Raw genomic sequence first — 18289 nt, 5'->3', positions numbered from 1 at the left:
CCGAATTTCTTCGGGCTATGCCCCAGATAAAGGTAGATTGCGTACGTGTTCCGCACCCGTTTGCCGGTCGCCAACAGGTATTGCTACCCTTGCTGCCCCTCGACTTGCATGTGTTAAGCCTGCCGCTAGCGTTCATCCTGAGCCAGGATCAAACTCTCCATTGTAAAGATTGTTTGTTCACTGACTAATTTTGTACTCTAACGTTCATTAAAAATTTGCGTTATTTGGAAATTAGACGTGTAACTTAATTTGTTACGCTTAATTTGCCTACTACTTAAAGTAGGTCTTACCTGTAATGAGAACTTCATCTCATTTGCTGTTGCTTCCCAATCTTTCAAAGATCTTGTCAACACTACTGTTGACGCTTGTTATACTATAAGGACTTGAACCTTAATCCCGGCCTTGAACCGTGTATCTTTTTTGTTACTTTTTGAAGAACTTTTTGTTTCCCTTTTTCGTTGGGGTTGCAAAGGTAGAAAACCTTTTTGAAACCGCAAAATCTTTTTTCAGATTTTTTTCTTCAGAACCTTCATTCCGAACCGTTTCACTTCACCGTCAATCGCTTTAAGAACTGTCCCTTTTTCGTTGGGGTTGCAAAGGTAGAAAACCTTTTTGAAACTCCAAAAAATCTTTTCAGATTTTTTTCTTCAGAACCTTCATCCTGATCGTTTCACTTCACCGTCAATCGCTTTAAGAACTACCCCTTTTCCGTTGGGGTGGCAAAGATAGGTAGCTTTTCGTTTCTACCAAATCTGTTTTGAATATTTCTATTCGCCATCCGAGTCGCAACCGTCACTTAAAGAGCTTTCCGCCGTAGCGGGCGGCAAAGATAGAACGTGTATTTCTTTCTGCCAAGGCTTTTCCTTCTGAGTTATCCACATTATAGCGATCTCAGTATGTTATAGTTATCATAACAACTCACAAAGCGCTTTAACAATTGTGCATTACGCATAGCTAAAACAGGCTGCCACAGCGGCTTTCAGCTACTTGTCGAGTTGCTGCTGCATACGGCGTATACGGTCTGCGAGCTTCTCACTGGTTAGCTCTTCGCGCAGGCTGTCTACCTTAATAGGGAAGCAGAATGGTGTAAGATCTGCAGGGCGCGAGATGACTATATTACCTGTATAGATGCGTTCGAGCGAGTTATATAAACGCTCTGCTTCCATCTCCTGCGCCAGCGCTTCATTATATGCCTGCTGCAATAGTAAGTGCGTAGGCTCGTGCTCTATCAGTACATTATATATAAGCGAGGTAGAGTTCTGCAAATGCCTTTGTTTCTTCTGCGCGCCGGGATAGCCCTGGAAGATCAACCCTGCTATCACAGCTATATCTCTAAACTTGCGCTTGCCCAGTTCTGCTGCATTTACACTGCGCTGCAGGTCTGTATACCAGTTAGCAGGATCGAATAGCGTTTTGATATTGTCTTCATTAACAGGCAGTGGTTGATCACTCAACAACTCAAAACCGTAATCATTCATGGCTATAGAGAAGGTAATAGGCGTGAGCTGCGCTATTCTATAAGCCAGCATAGATGCCATGGACTGATGCACGAGCCTACCTTCAAACGGATATACGAATAAATGATAGCCATCGCGTGTATCTATCAGCTCTACCAGCAACTCATTCTCCTTAGGTATATAAGACACCGCCTTCTGCTTATCGAACAACGGTGCAAGGAACTGTAATAAAGGATGTGTCTCCGGTTGCAAGGCTGCACGCTGAAACGTTGCACGCAATACTTCACCGAGATTAGCCGACAGTGGTAGCCGCCCACCCTGCCACGAGGGCACCAGGGCATTCTTAGCGTTGGAGCGCTTCACAATCGCATTCATGTCCTTTACCATTATAAGCTCCAGCTTTCTGCCGGCCAACACAAACACGTCACCGGGATTCAGGCGGGAGATAAATGACTCTTCTATAGTACCTACAAAACCTCCGCCCAGAAACTTCACCCGCATTAGTGCATCGCCTACTATAGTACCTATATGCATGCGGTGGCGCATAGCCACCCTTCTATTAATGACGCGATACACACCGTCTATATTGACCACTTTATGATACTCGTCGTAATTATTAAGCGTGCTACCACCCGTAGTAATGAACGCCAGCATCCATTCCCATTCTTCGCGATTGAGATCAGCGAAGCAATGTGTGGTGATCACTTCATTATATAACTCTTCGCTGGTAAAACCTTCACCTACCGCTCGCGATACCATGTATTGTATCAGCACATCAAACGCCATCACCACCGGAACGCGGCTCTCGATGCGCTGTTCTATATATGCCTGCTGCAGCGCTGCACCTTCTACTATCTCCAATGAGTGCGTCGGCACGAAGTATATATTACTCACCGCCCCCGGCTCGTGACCGCTGCGGCCTGCTCGCTGCATAAAGCGCGCTATGCCCTTGGGACTGCCTATTTGTATAACCGTATCTACCGGGCGAAAATCCACACCTAAGTCAAGGCTTGCTGTGCACACTACTACTTTCAATGTACCGAGATGCAGCTGCTCCTCCACCCACATGCGCAGTTCCGATTCTATAGCGCTATGGTGCAGGGCCATAGCTCCCGCAAGATCCGGCGCAGCATCCAGTAGCGCCTGGTACCATATCTCAGCCTGCGAGCGCACATTAGTAAACAACAATGTCGACCGGCTTTGATGGATAATAGGCAGCACCTTGTCTATCATCTTCAACCCCAAATGCCCCGCCCAGGGAAAACGCTCTACCGTTTCCGGCAGCAGTGTATTGATGGCAATATTTTTCTGCATGTTTGAGCGGACGATAATACCATTGTGATCTGCACCTAGTAAAACCGTCATAGCTTCATCCAAATTGCCGATGGTAGCAGAGATACCCCAGATACGCAGCAGATGCTCGCCTTCACCGTAGAGTGTCTTTATATGAGATAGCGCCAGCTCTACCTGCACACCACGTTTTGAACCAAGCAGCTCATGCCATTCATCAACAGCTATACAGTGCAATCCCTTAAATAGTTGCTTATAGTTTTTAGATGCTAATAATAGATGCAGGCTCTCCGGGGTGATGATCAGTATCTCCGGCATGCTGGTCTTCTGCTGCTGGCGCACGCTGACGGGTGTATCACCATTGCGCACACCTACTTTCCACGGTATCTGCAATTCGCCCAGCGCTATCTCCATCGCGCGACCAATGTCTTTTGCCAGCGCACGTAACGGAGTGATCCAGAGTAGCTGTAAGCCATTCTTTGTTTTGGTGTGATAATCAGGATTGCGATTGATCCAATCTATAAGTACTCCGAGAAATATGGAAAAAGTCTTACCGAATCCCGTAGGCGCATTCACGATTCCACTCAGTCCCTCCACATACATCTGCCACGCCTCTTCCTGGAAAGCGAAAGGTTTTAACCCCTTGCTGCCCAGCCATTGGCGTATCACCTCGAAGCCATCTAATTGTTCCTGTTGTTTCTTTTTCGCCATTAGGTCTTCCCGTATTGCGCCAATAGTTGTTTTAGTTCTTCTAAAGTATTGATCTCATCCGGCGCCTTATCGCTCCGCCACCGCGCTATCCGCGGAAAGCGCACCGCCACGCCCGACTTATGCCTGTTTGATGCCGCTATTCCTTCAAATGCTATCTCAAACACTAGTTCAGGTTTTACCGTACGCACGGGACCAAATTGCTCCAGGCTGTTAGCACGTATAAATTTATCTATTTGCGCTATCTCTTTATCTGTTAGTCCTGAATATGCTTTAGCAAAAGCTACCAGCTCATTACCATTACGCACAGCAAAGGTATAGTCTGTATACAGGTTGCCGCGTTTGCCGCTTCCTTTTTGTGCATATACTAATACAGCATCCACCGTCAACGGTTGCACTTTCCATTTCCACCAGTCGCCACGGCGGCGACCGGCCTGGTAAACGGATGATTTACGCTTCAGCATAAAGCCCTCGCAATTCCTTTCTCTCGCTGTCAGCATTTCAGCCCGCACAGCATCCCAGCTATCAAGCTGCACCAGCGGTGATAATATTAAATGCGTACTATCGATTCCGCTTACTAATTCTTCCAGCATCACTCTCCGTTCCTGCATAGGTTTATTACGCAGGTCTTCGCCATTATACTCCAAGAGGTCGTAGCCCATAAATACTACCGGTGCTTCGGTAAGCTGTTTTTTACTCACCGTCTTTCTTGTGATACGTGTCTGCAAATATTGAAACGCTATGGGCAATCCATCTCGATAAGAAAGCACTTCTCCATCCAGCACCACCCCATCCGGCAGTTTATCAAACAGGCTTTCTATCTCTGGAAATTTATCGGTTATTAACTCTTCGCCTCTCGACCATAAATACAAACTCCCACTTCTTCTTATCAATTGCCCGCGTATGCCATCCCATTTCCATTCTATCTGCCATTCGGCTACTTTACCCAGCTCTTCCGCTTCGCCTTCCAGCGCATACGCGAGATAAAATGGATACGGTTTCGATGTATCCACTGCTACAACACTCTCATGTATCAGGTCGCTGAAGGATGTACTATACGGATCCCAGTTGCCACTGATCATGTGCGCCACCGCCTGTACTTCCTTCTCCGCATAAATAGCCAGCGCCTGTATCACCAGGTTTTGTGACACACCCACCCTGAACCCGCCTGTTATTAATTTATTAAATACCAAACAGGCATCTTTCGACAGCCGCTTCCACTGGTCCAGCACAAAAGCTTTCTTCGCTGCATCATCCGCCGACTGCAGTTTGCGGAATTCCTCCATCATATCTGCCAGCGATAAGCTTTTCTCTTTATGCGTGGGTTCCGGTAGCATCAGGGCAATGGTCTCAGCTAGATCACCCACCACACCATAACTTTCCCCAAACAACCATCCTGGCAGGTTTACCAGCTCCAGGCACCATTCACTTAATAATGATGAACTAATGATCCGCCTCGGTCTGCGACCGGTAAACAGCGCCACCAGCCACAACTTGTCCGCATCTGGTGCCTCACGCAGGTATTGCACCAGCGCATCGCGTTTATCGTTGGTCCGGGTGGTATTGGTCACCTGCTGTATGAGTTGCGCAAAGCGCTGCATAGTTAGTAAACAGAGATACGAAAATATTGCCAAACGCTGCCGGCGCCCGCCCGCCGCTGCCCTATGGCTATGACAACCAACATAATTTCACTACCTTAAAACTCGCCAAATCCCTTTCAGGGTAGGCAGAGAGAGGTCTCATGGTAAAACTTTCTATTAGATAAAGCTCAGCCAAGACGTAACTTTGAATTTCTATTGCACGTATGCCCGCTACAACGACGAAGAAGAACACAAAAAAGAAAGCCGCAGCGCCGCCACCGCCTGTGGACACAACCGAAACGATGATCAACCGCAAACGCCAGTTAAGACTGGGGTTCGGTATATTTTTCCTTTTAGCAGGCGTATTTACCTGCTTTTCCATCGTTAGCTATTTTTTTACCTGGAAAGCCGACCAGGATATGCTCCTCTCATCGGGACGCATGTGGCATTTTATTACGACTGAAGAATATACGGTAGAGAACTGGGGCGGCCGCCTTGGCGCAGCCCTCTCCCACTCCTTAGTATATAATGGTGCAGGTGTTGCCGCTTTGGCCATCGGCATCTGGATAGCACTGATAGGCATGGTGCTGATCTATGGCAAACGCATGGAAGCAGCTATGCGCTACCTGCGCTGGTTATCTATTGTATTATTAGTACTGGCGCCTATCATGGCGTACCTGATGCCTAAAGCCGATTTCCCTTACGGGGGCGCATGGGGCGACCAGGCCATTCATTATCTGAATGGTTTCCTTGGCAAGGCCGGTACGGGACTTACTCTATTTGCCGTCACTTGCTTCGTTGTATTCGTGGTATTCGCACTGGATATCCGCCCGATGCTGCGCCGTGCCAAACGCACTGCTAAGTCTATGGCTGCTGCTATTGTGCCTACGCGCGTTGAGGCCGCTGAAACTGACGAAACACCATCTATAGAAGACACTGCGCCTGACGGATATAATGGGATGGCTACCGATTCTGCCACTCCACCGTTTGATGTAGACGAAGAAACCGGCGAAATAACTGACTGGCATATGAGCATGCACGAAGTTGCCCCCGGCGACGTACCGCACACAGCTACTGGCGGCTCAATGAACGAGCTGCACGCAAACGAAGTGCTGACGGAAGAAGAGGAAGAGTACGACGAAGAAGAACTGGATGAAGAACCTGAGTTGACGGAAGAAGAGGAGGAAGCCCTGGCCGATATGGAACTGGTAGTTCCTGGAAAAGGAAAGAAACCTGCAGGCGATGATCCCGAATTCTCTTTCGAAGTGATCAAGCAGGAAGACGAGCCTGTAATAAAACACGGCGCACACATCAGCATCGAAAGCCAGGAAGCATACGCACCAGAGCTCGACCTACCCGATTATAAATTCCCTACGCTCGACCTGCTGGAAGACCGCAGCCAGGAAACCATTACGCTGGATAAGGAAGAACTGGAAAAGAACAAGAACCAGATCATCCAGACCCTGCGCAGCTTCGGTATCGAAATACAACGCATCAGCGCAACAGTTGGTCCAACAGTAACACTGTATGAAATTGTACCTGCTGAAGGCGTGCGTATCTCTAAGATCCGCAACCTGGAAGACGATATCGCCCTGAACCTTGCGGCTCTTGGTATCCGTATCATTGCGCCGATACCGGGACGTGGTACCATTGGTATCGAGGTACCGAATACCAATAAGCAGATCGTATCTATGCGCTCGCTGCTGGCCAGCGAGAAATTCGCCAACTCGAAAATGAGCCTGCCGATTGCGCTGGGTAAAAAGATCGACAACGAGAACTATATAGTAGACCTGGCTACCATGCCCCACCTGCTGATGGCGGGCGCTACCGGACAGGGTAAGTCGGTTGGTATCAACGCCATCCTCGTATCTCTATTATATAAGAAACACCCGTCGCAGCTCAAGTTCGTGATGATAGACCCGAAGAAAGTGGAGCTGTCTATCTACCGCACTATCGAAAAACACTTCCTGGCCAAGCTGCCTAACGAAGAAGAGGCCATCATCACCGATACCAAGAAAGTGATCTATACGCTGAACGCCCTGTGTATAGAAATGGACAACCGTTACGAGCTGCTGAAAGAAGCCGGCGCGCGTAACATCAAAGAGTACAACGAGAAATTCATCAACCGCCGCCTCAACCCCGAGCGCGGTCATAAATACCTGCCGTTCATCGTGCTGGTGATAGACGAGTTTGCCGACCTGATCATGACGGCCGGTAAAGAAGTGGAAATGCCGATAGCCCGTCTTGCACAGCTGGCGCGCGCCATTGGTATTCACCTCATCATCGCCACACAGCGTCCATCGGTAAACGTTATCACAGGTACCATCAAAGCCAACTTCCCGGGCCGTATCGCCTTCAAGGTTTCGGCCAAGGTCGATTCGCGCACCATCCTCGATGCAGGCGGCGCCGAGCAGCTGATAGGCCGCGGCGACATGCTGGTATCGCACGGCAGCGAGCTGCTGCGTTTGCAGTGTGCCTTTGTTGATACGCCTGAAGTGGAAAGCATTGTAGACTTCATCGGCCGCCAGCGTGGTTATCCTTCTGCATTTGAACTGCCTGAATATGAGGGTGAAGAAGGCGAGAACGACAAGATCGTTGACCTGACCAACCGCGACAAACTGTTTGAAGACTGCGCCCGCACCGTGGTGAGCACCCAATCGGGCTCTACATCTATGCTGCAGCGCCGCTACAATCTTGGTTATAACCGTGCTGGCCGTATTATGGACCAGCTGGAAGCGGCAGGTATCGTAGGCCCATCTATGGGTAGCAAGCCGAGGGACGTATTATTTAAAACAGAGGTGGAACTGGAACAGTTTTTAAGTGCTCTGGGTTAAACCTTAACAACTTTATATAGTCACAAGTACCTAATATTGCACAAATTTTAGAATAAGAGAACAATGAAAAAGCTCCTGACGGTATGTGTTCTGGCACTGGGAATGATAGCTGAACCAGCACTCGCTCAAAACGATGCAAAAGCTAAAACGATCCTCGAGAACGTAAGCAAGAAAGTAAACGCAATGAAATCGCTGAAAGCCAATTTCGCATTGCACCTGGCCGGCGCCAATGGCAAAGTGCGCGAAACAAAGAAAGGCAGCTTCGTGATGAAAGGACCTAAGTATAAGGTACAGCTGGCGGGACAGGAGATCATTTGCGACAACAAGACCGTGTGGACCTATATGAAGGAGACCAACGAGGTGCAGGTGAGTAACTACAACCCCAATGAGCAAACTATTTCTCCTGCTAAACTGTTCACCAACTTCTACGATAAAGAATACTCTTATAAATACCTGGGCACACGCAAGGTGAACGGTAAAGACTGCGACGTAGTGCAGCTGATACCTACCAGCAAAGCCAAGCAATTCAGCAAGGTAGAGCTGGCTGTAGACAAGAACAGCACAATTGTAGGCGGCAACATCTGGGAAAAGAACGGCAACCAGTTCAAATACGATGTAAGCGGCTTTACACCCAACCCTGCTGTAGCTGACGCTACCTTCTCTTTCGATAAAAAGCAGTATCCCGGTGTTGAGGTAGTTGACCTCCGATAATCACGATTATATTAAATAATTTTTAAATGGCGGGAAATTTCCCGCCATTTTTGTTTGCCATACGGCTGGTTTAGACTATTTTAATCCTCTCAAATTGAAACCTATATGTGCAAAAGATTTTTACCATTAACATTTCTTTTAGTATTGACATCGGTTGCGTCGTCGTATGCCCAGTTTGGTGGCGGTGCGGCAGGCATGGTTGCCGGCTATATGAGGATGGAAGACCGCAACTCTATCAGGGGAAAGTTGTATAAAAGAATGTCTATCGGCTACGGTACCAATTTCATGCAGTCCTCACTGTCGATGACCGTGGCACCTCCCGGTGAAGGCAAAATAACGAAAAATGTCACCCTTGAAACGAGCAGACCTATTGCTGCGTTTTCAAACACCTTCTTCGTGATCTCGCAGATGGGCGAACAAAGCGGCGTAGTATTGGACGTGGGCATCAACTATGCTGCGTGGAATTTCAGCTATGACTCTGTTATTTTCAGAGGTGCCAACTATACGGGGATATATTCTTCAGACATACCGATGCTGTATGCTGCAGTTCCACTGAGTATCGACTTTAAAACCGGTGGTGAAATGAGCCTGCGCAAAGAACACAAACACCTGTTCACTGCCGGTGTAGGTATCGCACCTGTTATGATAGGCAACGATCTGACGATCCGCGCTGCACTAAAGCCTTTCGTGAAACTGGAAGCTGGTTTCCATGCTGGTATCGCCTTTAAAGTACGCGGCTTGTTCTACATTGGCGAAGGCGGCTTCATCAAAGATGAAGGTGAAATGGGCAGCAATGTCATTGCGCGGAAAACTACCGGCAACTTCGGTTCCAGCATTGGCCTGGTGTTAATGCCGTTCTCATGGGATTGGGAAAAAGGAGGATGGTAATCTTACTTCTATAATATTGAAAGGCGGGACTTGTTCCCGCCTTTTGTTTTTTTCAACCTGCTTCTTTACCAAACCGTTGTACTGAAAATAGCGTCTACTCTTTATAGGTAACACTGACACTATGACTTGATCATCGCAGGATGTCCATGTCAATTTTAATGACATTTTTAATTTCGACAATGTAAACCTGACCTATTTTAGAATTACTTATGAAACCCTTTTTCCTATTTACACTGACCTTACTGGTCTTTCGCACCGCGTGCGCGCAAAATCTTATTTCGAATCCCAGTTTCGAGCAGTATATAAGTTGTCCAACATCGAATATTCCCCCATTCAATAATCATTGTGTTGGCTGGAAACAATATACGTTTGCAACTCCCGACTACTTTAACAGCTGCGTCAATTTCTCCTCGAATGGTGTACCGCAAAACTTTTTTGGCACCCAGACGCCTGCACACGGCAATGCCTACGCCGGAGTTTACGAATATTTTTTTGACCCCTTCAATCTCGGCTACGAATACAGGGAATATATAACTACCGCCATACCCCCCCTGCAGATCGGGAAAATGTACGAAGTATCATATTCGGTATCATTGGCAGACCAGATGGGATACGCTTCAAACGGTTTAGGCGCTTATTTCTTTGATAATGGTCCGGCAACTGTATCAACTGTCAACGTGCTTCCTGTCACCCCGCAGGTATCTTTTTCCGGCCTGGGACCTATCACGGATAAGTGGGGCTGGACGAGGCTTACCGGCTATTTTATTGCAGACTCGGCTTACGATAATATTGTCATTGGCGGCTTCCTGGATAATATGCATATCGCTTGGCAGTTTGTCGGCTCAAATACTGCGACCCGGTCTTATTACTACATTGACTCCGTGGTTTTGCAGCAGGTGGATTCAAACTTTTTATTCTTTAAGGATAGTTTGCTTTGCGTGGGAGATACAATATCGGTACCGTATACTGTTTGGCCAGGCTTTTTTTCTGCCGGCAACGTTTTTACCCTGCAACTTTCAAATGCAACGGGCAGTTTTGCTTCACCACTCAACCTTGCAACGAAAACATCAACAACGTCCGATTTTATCACCTGCGTTGTTCCTGCAGGTATAACACCGGGTAGCGGGTACAGACTACGGATAATTGCCAGCAACCCTGGGTACGTTTTTCCTGACAATGGCCGGAATATATCTATCGGTAGTTCCATTCCCGCGAAACCTGTCGCAACAAATAATGGACCGTTGTGTGCGCCGGGCGCTACGCTGAATCTTTCTGCTTCAACGGCTACCACCGGCGTCACCTGGCAATGGTCGGGACCCAACGGCTTTGCTGCAACAACCGCTAATACTTCGACGTCTAATCTGTTAGTCAATGCCGCGGGCGACTATATCGTTACCGCCATCCTCTTGGGCTGCACCTCCTCAGACACAACAACCGTCGTGGTGAATTCAAAACCCGCGAAACCCGGAACCACCAGCAACGCTCCACTATGCAGTGGCAATACGCTTAACCTCACAGCAAACAGTGTTACGCCGGGAGTATCATATACTTGGACGGGACCATCATTTACGTCTGCCTTGCAAAACCCTTCGCGTGCAAACAGCCAGCCAGCAATGTCGGGCATGTATATCGTAACAGCATCGCTTAACGGGTGTAGTTCAGCGCCTGATACCGTAAATGTGACAATACATCAGGTACCACAACCCGCAGCAGCTGCCAACGGGCCTGTTTGTACAGGCGACACGGTTAAGCTGTCGTCGAGTGGTGGCTTTCCTGGAATCAGCTATCTCTGGCAAGGCCCTGCCTCCTTCAGCGCCAACACTCAAAATGCAACGATATTAAACGCCGCGGGTATCCAGTCGGGTTATTATGTAATCACCTTCAACAATAATGGCTGCACGGGTAAAGACTCTGTACTGGTTGCAGTAAAGACATCGCCCGCCGCTGCGACCATTGTCAGCAATAGCCCGGTATGTGCAGGCGATATCCTGAATATCTCTGCGTCCAGCATCACAGCAGGCGTATCGTATCTGTGGTCAGGGCCAAATGGTTTTACGTCTTCGTCGCAATCGTCATTGTTCCCGAATGTAACGCCAGCTGCTGCCGGAAACTATAAGGTCACCGTATCGCTCAACGGATGTTCTGTAAGCACTAATGCTGTGGTAGTAGTAAACCCTCTTCCTGCTATCCCGGCAGCAGCAAACAATGGGCCGTTGTGCAGCGGAGACATTTTGTTGCTGACATCATCCAGCACTACGCCGGGTGTTAGTTACTCCTGGTCAGGGCCCGGCGCATTTTTCTCGCCGGTGCAAAATCCGGTTGTGTCCGGCACCTCGACTGCTATGTCGGGCTATTATACAGTAAGTGCCTCGTTGAATGGGTGCTCGTCTATGGCCAACACTTATGTTGTGATAAAACCCTTGTCCGTCCCCATGGCCGGAAGCAACAGCCCCATTTGCGAAGGCGATACCATAAAACTTACTTCAGGCGGAGTTTGGGGTGCAACATATTCCTGGGCGGGCCCGGGTGGCTTTAGCAGCGGTAGCAATGCCACGGTGATATCGCCAGCAACTAAAGCGAACGCAGGCGACTATGTTATTAAGCATACGCTCAATGGATGTGAAGCAAGCGATACCATAACGATTGCCGTCAACCCATTGCCCAGCCCGGTTGATGCTACGAGCAATACCCCTGTTTGTGAGGGAGAACATCTGAAACTGATCGCCACAGGATCAAATGCAACCGACTATACATGGACAGGGCCTAATGGATTCTCTTCGTCATCAGCAACAGCGGAGATCGATCCTGTGCTCGCGACACACGCAGGGTATTACAGGATAAAAGCAGGGCTTGATGGTTGTTTTACAAACGACAGCGTATATGTAAGAGTAAAACCGGTTCCGTTAATTTCCACACTAAGCAACAGTCCTTTGTGCGCAGGCGATACACTGAAACTTTTTGCATTCAGTGATCTTGATTCAGTGTTTTATCACTGGTCGGGGCCAGACTATACGTCAGACATGCAGTCAGCTGTTATTGCTGCCGTAAATAACCAGCAGGCCGGCCGCTACCAAATAAAGGTGATAAAAGACGGTTGTGCAGCGACTGCAGAAACAATTGTCAATGTGTTGCATCTTCCCGCCACCAACCTTGGATCGGATATAGAATTGTGCGCAGGCAAAACTGTAACGATCGGCAAGGAAGAAGATTCTGTCAGCTATTCGTGGAGCAATGGTGATACTGCCTGTTGTCTTTCAGTAGCACAAAAGGGCGCTTATATTCTTACGAAAACAAATTTCTGCGGAAGCGTATCAGATACGGTCGCGATCACCACTGTTCCCTGCGACAACTGCATTTTGATCCCGTCTGCATTCTCACCAAATAATGATGGAAAGAATGACGGGTTTAGCCCCATTGTTCGTTGCAACATGAAGAAGTTTAGCTTCGGCGTATACAACAGGTGGGGAGCAATGGTATTTCACAGTACCGATGAAAACATCAAGTGGGATGGTACATACAACGGTGAGTTATGCGATATAGGCACTTACCAATTCCTCGTGCAATACCAGCCCGATCTGCCCGCAGGAGCCAACACCGATGAAGTAGTGCTCAAAGGGGATGTGACACTGATACGCTAGCGTGAGAAAATACTTTCGGCGGGACTTGTTCCCGCCTTTTTTATTTTTACGCTATGACCATGAAGACCACCGTTTTATTTGCCTGTCTCCTCGCTGCTACTGCGTGCAAAACAACGTCGATCGAAAAGAAAATATATAACGACCCGAGGTTTACATCAGGCAAAGAATATGGTGCCCACCAATTCCTGGAGCCCAAAATATTCCGGTTTGGCGACTACAGTTTTGCTGCCGGTTTCTCCGACAGCGCTGCCAACCTCGCCATGTATTACGGTGAAACCGAAATACTGTCGAAAACATCTTTGGACGGCTATTTTGATTCTGTTGCCGAAGTGACACTCAACGACGATGGCATCAGCGATTTCCTTATCTATAACAAGTTTGAAGACGGCACTGATATCTATTCGCTGGAGTCAACCAGCAAAACGGCCTTTACTTACCAATTGCAAGGTTCTGAAAATGACTAACGCTATTTATTCTGAGCAAACGCCGTTATCACAAACTGCGACGCCTCTACTTTATACAATACGTTAGAGCGTTCAGTGGCTTCCCCTTTTTCCTTGCCTTTAAATGGCTCGAGTGGAGCAACAGTATATTTCTTTTTCGCAAGCATATTTTTTAGTTCTGTCGCCAGGTTCTTTGTCTCCGGGTCGTCGTGATACTGGATCACCACTTTCTTCTTGTCCTGGTTCATGTTGTCGATCTTGAGGATCATATCAGAACTGACATGGCGTTGGTTTACATCCTTGCCCGATTGTGCGAAACATAATGGGCCGATTACCATCAAGCCGATGATACCGGCAAGCTTCAGTTTTGTAGGAAATGAGAACATAGTGTATACAGTTTTAGCTTAGTAGTAACTACTAAGCTAACTATTTTTCGGCAGGATGTAAGCAGGTATAACCCTAGCGTGCACCACTCCTGTTCACGTTCGTGGTAGCCGTATCTGTGGCGGACGGTGGTACCGGCGGCATCCCTGTATCAGTGCCCGGTACCGGTACAACCGAGACAGTATCCGTAAGCCCAGCATTGGGGTTTGGGTTCAGGTCGCTTTTTTTAGTGCTGTTATAGCTCTCACCCGTGTCACCGCCGCCGGCACACGACGCCAGCGCCATATACAATGCAAGACCTATACCGTAAGTTATCTTCTTCATTACTACCATTTTTACCGCTCGCACTGTTATCGTGCCAGCACGTCTACAAAATAGTGCTTTATGCTACCACTATTTATACAATTTATTAGCCGGTCTATATGAATGTATCACACCTTTGCGGAACAGTTTTTGAAGAACTGTACACAGAAACGCCGCTTATGTCACAGGCATTTGTAAAAGAAGACGACGCCCAATGGCTGCACGATATAGACCCAACTATGAATGCGCTCATCAATTACCTGACGAGGGAAAACAACGGTGTGCGTGTGTACGAGAAGCGGGTGTACCTGCATCCCAAAGCCAATAAAGAAGTGCATGAGATGAGCAATGGGCTAGCTTATTTTATAGATGATAATGGGAAGTGGGATATTGTGTGGTAAAAAAAAGGGCGGGAAGAATCCCGCCCTGTAGCACTTTTTTTACCTAGAAAAAAGAACCATTTCGAGTCGATTAAGCCATCGTACACTGAAACAAAGATGCGCGGAGCTATCCATTCAATCTATGACTTTTGTCAGTTTCCTGAAGAAATCTTGCAAACAAAAGGGCGGGAAGAATCCCGCCCTTGGAGCATTTAGCCAGGGAACGGCTAATTATTGAAGACGCTTTCCATTACACAGGAATAAAGATGTAGCATAATAGAAGAAGAAACTATGACTTTTATCAGTTTTGAAGAAATCACAAAACAAATGGGCAGGAAGAATCCTGCCCTTGGTAATACTCAGCCAGAAGAAATGGCCCAGTAGTGATGAATCAAAACTATGTTCAGTGCGTAAAGGTGAATAACCGGTCCGGGATAAAACATGACTTTTGTCAGGTTTTAGATATTCTCTGACAAAGGCACATTAAACAATAATTTTACGTATATTTGCTATAGAAAGGAAACTAGAGGAAATTGAAGCTCTTTGACACAAAAACCAATCAAGGCCGTCATTTCGAACGGAGTGCAGCGTAGCGCAACGAAGAGAGAAACTACCTCACTGAGGCAATTGAAATCATAATGGACGAAGTAATCTCCCGAGAGTATGCAATCAGCAACATCGCAGCACTTCAGGAGATTTCTCCCTGCGGTCGAAATGACGCCTCATTTTCGCAACAAAACACAACAAAAAGCAACACCGGTAATTTCATGTTGCGTTTCTGCATTGCACTACAAAAAGCAACAAAACACAACAATCACTAACAACAGAAAATTTATGTTGCGTTCCAGATTTCACTACAAAACACAACAAATCACAACAATGCAGAGAGGACACAAACAAAAATCCCCTCCGCCTTTTGTAACAAAAACGGAAGGGACAAATATGTAAGCCTCCCTTTTGAAGGAAGGTTTGGAGGGGAGTCTTAGTTAATACCCTTAGTCTCAGATTCTTTCGAGATCTTCTTTACCAGGCCTTGCAGTACAGCACCCGGACCGATCTCGGTAAAGTGAGTAGCACCATTAGCAACCATGTGCTGTACAGTCTGTGTCCAACGCACAGGAGCAGTGAGCTGGTTGATGAGGTTTTGTTTGATGATGTTCGGATCGATATACGGTTGTGCGTCTACGTTCTGGTAAACAGGGCAAGTAGGATTGTAGAAATGAGTAGCGGCAATAGCGTCCTGCAGTTCTTCTTTAGCAGGCTCCATCAGCGGCGAGTGGAAAGCGCCACCTACAGGCAGTACCAGTGCACGTTTAGCGCCGGCTTCTTTCATGCGGATGCAAGCCTGGTTGATACCCTCGATACTACCGCTGATCACCAGCTGGCCGGGGCAGTTGTAGTTGGCAGGCACTACTACTTCGGTAGTAAACTCCTTGCAGATCTCTTCTACCTTGGCATCATCCAGTCCGAGAACGGCAGCCATGGTTGAAGGGTTGATCTCGCAGGCGCGTTGCATAGCAGCAGCACGTTTGGCCACCAGCTTCAGGCCGTCCTGGAAAGACAGTACGCGGTTGGCAACCAGTGACGAGAACTCACCCAGCGAGTGGCCCGCAACCATGTCAGGCTTCAGATCGGGGGTGGTTTCAAACAGGATCACAGAATGCAGGAAAACCGCAGGTTGCGTCACCTTGGTTTGTTTCAGGTCTGCCTCTGTACCGTTGAACATGATATCGGTAATGCGGAAACCGAGGATCTCGTTGGCCTGCTCAAAGTACTCGCGAGCCAGCGTGTTGTTCTCGTACAGCTCTTTACCCATGCCCGGAAACTGGGAACCCTGTCCGGGGAATATATATGCGTGCTTCATATGTCTTGTTTGCGAGGGCGAAAATAAAGGCAAAACAGTCAACGACCAACAAAACGTTAAGTTCCGTCTATGTTCCCATAGGCAGTTTTCACAATCTGTTAGCCTCAGCAGTAGTACCTTTGCACCTATGAAATGGGCACAGCTTACAACCGAAGAACAATTGGACGCTATTAAAAACGAAAGCGCGGAAAAGCCGGTAGTCATCTTTAAACACAGCACCCGCTGTTCTATCAGCACCATGGCCAAATCGAGGCTGGAACGCGCTGAAGCGCCTGAGGATGTGACCTTTTATTACCTCGACCTGATCCAGTTCCGCCCGGTATCTAACAAGATCGCTGAGGTGTTTGACGTGCACCACGAATCTCCACAGGTGCTGGTGATCAAAAATGGCGAATGCGTATATGATGAGAGCCACAACGGCATCAGCATGGACGAGATCGTAGAGCAGGTTAAAGCTGCCTAGCTATATCTTCTTGCCTTTCCACCTACCTGAGCGCAGGTAGATCAGGCAGGTCACCAGCAACGAGGTCCAGTACACGAACTCTGAGCCCCATGCCCAGTGCAGTGGCATGCGCAACTGTTCTATTACAATAGAGCAGTATACCAGGTAGCTGCCTACGCAGATGATCTCAATAAGGAGATTGACCACCGTATTGCCCGTGCCCACCACTCCATTGAACACCACTGTGGATATGGCCATAATGAGCGTAGCGGTAACGATCACCCTCAGGCTAGGCTTGGCAAAAGCCACCAGTGCCGGGTCGTCGCGGTACAGCGATAGGAAGGCATCGGAGAACACCAGCAGCAGGATGGATATGATGACCACGTAAATGAAGCTGAGCTTCACCACTTTCTTTATCAGCGGTATCACCCGGCTCTGCTTGCCCTGACCTATCAGGTTGCTCACCATACTGTTACAGGTAGCGGCAAAGGCCCATGTACCAATGCTCACGATACCGAAGACGCTCCTCAATATCTGCGACGCCGCCAGCTCCCGCTCGCCCAGGTGCTCTATGAAGATGAAGAACACCTGCCATCCGCCAATACTGAACAGGAACTGGACGATAAGCGGCGATGACACCTTCAGCGTGCGCTGCGACAGCTGGCTATCGAAATTAAGGTAATTCATGACCGGGAACTCTCGCCCCAGCCTGTTGAAATAGAACAGTCCAAACATCACCATGCAGCCAAACATCTCAGCTATGACCGATGCCACCGCAGCACCCTGCAGCCCCATTTCCGGGAAACCGCCTTTACCAAAGATCAGCAGGTAGTCGAGCACCACGTTCATGATAGTGCTGGCTATGGAGTCGTATATCAGGTACTTGGACTTGTGGATGGATATATAAAAGGCGTTGAACAGTTGCGTGATCATGAGGAAGGGCAAGCCCCAGACGCGTATATATATAAAGTTGACGCTAAGGAACACATTCTCATTACTACGCAGGCTCAGCCCGAATATCAGCGGCGCCAGCCACATCGACATGACCATCAGCACCAGCGACAGCAAGGCAGCCAGCATCACGCCATTGGTCATTGTTTTGGCCAATCCTTCGTTGTCGCCCTCGCCCGCCCTGCGCGCCATCTGCACCTGCATACCGTTACTCAGCCCATACCCGATCATCGCCAGGGTGAGGTAGAAGATGCCGGCAATACCGTTCACCCCCAGCTCAGTTTCTCCCAAACGGCCCAGGAAGGCTGTATTAGTAAGAAAGTTGATCTGTGGTATGAGCAGCGCCAGCGAAATGGGCAATGCCAGCCGGATGATGTCTTTATTGGAAACCGATACTTTCACAGGAACAAATCAAA

The 18289-nt window shown here is 48.2% G+C and carries 13 protein-coding genes and 1 rRNA gene; 7 read left to right on the top strand and 7 right to left on the bottom strand.

The window, feature by feature from the left end:
* The 3 genes from P2W83_RS10585 to P2W83_RS10575 all read right to left on the bottom strand — a co-directional run.
* Nucleotides 1-164: ribosomal RNA gene (locus P2W83_RS10585) — 16S ribosomal RNA — on the bottom strand; the annotation flags it as partial.
* An 819-nt stretch (nt 165-983) separates the two neighbouring features.
* Complete coding sequence (locus P2W83_RS10580) at nt 984-3458, bottom strand: ligase-associated DNA damage response DEXH box helicase (protein WP_276133697.1); 2475 nt, start codon at nt 3456-3458, stop codon at nt 984-986.
* A complete protein-coding gene (locus tag P2W83_RS10575; protein ID WP_276133696.1) occupies nt 3458-5056 on the bottom strand; it encodes an ATP-dependent DNA ligase in 1599 nt (532 codons plus the stop codon). Before P2W83_RS10575 ends, P2W83_RS10580 begins: the two co-directional genes overlap by 1 nt.
* 203 nt (nt 5057-5259) lie before the next feature.
* Between P2W83_RS10575 and P2W83_RS10570 the strand changes: the two genes are divergently transcribed.
* The 5 genes from P2W83_RS10570 (at nt 5260) to P2W83_RS10550 (ending at nt 13570) form a co-directional block, all read left to right on the top strand.
* Nucleotides 5260-7869 (top strand): FtsK/SpoIIIE family DNA translocase, encoded by a 2610-nt coding sequence (locus P2W83_RS10570; protein WP_276133695.1) that lies wholly within the window; start codon nt 5260-5262, stop codon nt 7867-7869.
* Between the two features lie 63 nt (nt 7870-7932).
* Nucleotides 7933-8580 carry an outer membrane lipoprotein periplasmic chaperone LolA1 gene (gene lolA1 / locus P2W83_RS10565; RefSeq protein WP_276133694.1) on the top strand — a complete coding sequence of 216 codons (648 nt, stop codon included), beginning with the start codon at nt 7933-7935 and terminating at the stop codon, nt 8578-8580.
* Between the two features lie 105 nt (nt 8581-8685).
* On the top strand, nt 8686-9468 hold the full coding sequence (locus P2W83_RS10560; protein WP_276133693.1) for a hypothetical protein: 783 nt from the start codon (nt 8686-8688) through the stop codon (nt 9466-9468).
* A gap of 209 nt (nt 9469-9677) precedes the next feature.
* A complete protein-coding gene (locus tag P2W83_RS10555) occupies nt 9678-13106 on the top strand; it encodes a T9SS type B sorting domain-containing protein (protein ID WP_276133692.1) in 3429 nt (1142 codons plus the stop codon).
* A gap of 53 nt (nt 13107-13159) precedes the next feature.
* Nucleotides 13160-13570, top strand: coding sequence for a hypothetical protein (locus P2W83_RS10550; protein WP_276133691.1), 411 nt, complete (start codon nt 13160-13162; stop codon nt 13568-13570).
* 2 nt (nt 13571-13572) lie between these two features.
* On the opposite strand, the gene P2W83_RS10545 is transcribed toward P2W83_RS10550, so the two are convergent.
* The gene (locus tag P2W83_RS10545) at nt 13573-13935 is read right to left on the bottom strand and encodes a hypothetical protein (RefSeq protein ID WP_276133690.1); all 363 of its coding nucleotides are present in this window, start codon (nt 13933-13935) and stop codon (nt 13573-13575) included.
* A 73-nt stretch (nt 13936-14008) separates the two neighbouring features.
* Nucleotides 14009-14257 carry a hypothetical protein gene (locus P2W83_RS10540; protein WP_276133689.1) on the bottom strand — a complete coding sequence of 83 codons (249 nt, stop codon included), beginning with the start codon at nt 14255-14257 and terminating at the stop codon, nt 14009-14011.
* Between the two features lie 98 nt (nt 14258-14355).
* Between P2W83_RS10540 and P2W83_RS10535 the strand changes: the two genes are divergently transcribed.
* Nucleotides 14356-14637 carry a hypothetical protein gene (locus P2W83_RS10535; protein ID WP_276133688.1) on the top strand — a complete coding sequence of 94 codons (282 nt, stop codon included), beginning with the start codon at nt 14356-14358 and terminating at the stop codon, nt 14635-14637.
* 961 nt (nt 14638-15598) lie between these two features.
* Here the strand turns inward: P2W83_RS10535 and fabD are convergent.
* Nucleotides 15599-16480: an ACP S-malonyltransferase gene (gene fabD, locus P2W83_RS10530; protein WP_276133687.1), complete on the bottom strand. Its 882-nt coding sequence runs from the start codon at nt 16478-16480 to the stop codon at nt 15599-15601.
* Nucleotides 16481-16607: 127 nt separating this feature from the next.
* Between fabD and ytxJ the strand changes: the two genes are divergently transcribed.
* Nucleotides 16608-16943, top strand: a complete 336-nt coding sequence (ytxJ, locus tag P2W83_RS10525; protein ID WP_276133686.1) for a bacillithiol system redox-active protein YtxJ — start codon at nt 16608-16610, stop codon at nt 16941-16943.
* Here the strand turns inward: ytxJ and P2W83_RS10520 are convergent, their stop codons facing one another.
* Complete coding sequence (locus P2W83_RS10520) at nt 16944-18275, bottom strand: MATE family efflux transporter (RefSeq protein ID WP_276133685.1); 1332 nt, start codon at nt 18273-18275, stop codon at nt 16944-16946.
* Between the last annotated feature and the right edge of the window lie 14 nt (nt 18276-18289).

Origin of the sequence: Polluticoccus soli, assembly GCF_029269745.1 — a bacterium.
GTDB classification, from domain to species: Bacteria; Bacteroidota; Bacteroidia; order Chitinophagales; family Chitinophagaceae; genus Polluticoccus; species Polluticoccus soli.
This window is presented reverse-complemented; position numbering and strand designations above follow the sequence as displayed.